Origin of the sequence: Pseudomonas sp. EA_65y_Pfl1_P113 (assembly GCF_963970525.1) — a bacterium.
In the GTDB taxonomy this organism is placed as follows: Bacteria; Pseudomonadota; Gammaproteobacteria; order Pseudomonadales; family Pseudomonadaceae; genus Aquipseudomonas; species Aquipseudomonas tritici.
Genome location: NZ_CAXAQM010000578.1, coordinates 1 through 453, shown reverse-complemented (window position 1 = coordinate 453; position 453 = coordinate 1). Strand labels below are relative to the sequence as shown.

Annotated in this window: 1 protein-coding gene; it reads left to right on the top strand. The window is 65.6% G+C overall.

Annotation, left to right across the window (positions count from 1 at the left end):
* Nucleotides 1–432 (top strand): hypothetical protein (locus AACY52_RS31165; protein WP_339561517.1); only part of this gene is annotated, 432 nt, incomplete at its 5' end.
* Between the last annotated feature and the right edge of the window lie 21 nt (nt 433–453).

Below are 453 nucleotides of genomic sequence, written 5' to 3'. Positions count from 1 at the left end.
AAAAAGTCCTTTAGCTACGCGGCCGCGATCACGCTCCTCGCCGGTGTCGCCGGTTTCAGCACGACGCTCCGTGCTGAAACCGGCGACGTTGCGGTGGTATTCACCAAGGGTGGCTTCATCGTGGGAGTTGGTGGCGGGGAGGGCGTTCTGCTGTTGCGTGGCAAGCGCTATCCGTTCACGGTCTCAGGGATGAGCGTCGGCTTCACGATCGGCGCCTCCACGACCAAGCTGGTTGGCCGTGCCCTCAACCTGAAAGGACCCGCCTCCATCGAGGGGTCTTACGTCGTCGGTGGTGCGGGCGGGGCGGTCGCGGCCGGTGCCGGCGCCGTTCAGCTCCAGAACGGCAATGGCGTCATTCTCCAGCTCAGCGGTCCGAAGGTTGGCGCGGAAGTGTCGGCTGCCGTCGGTGGCGTCACGATCCGCCTGAAATAGACCATGCCAGGACGGGCCGCG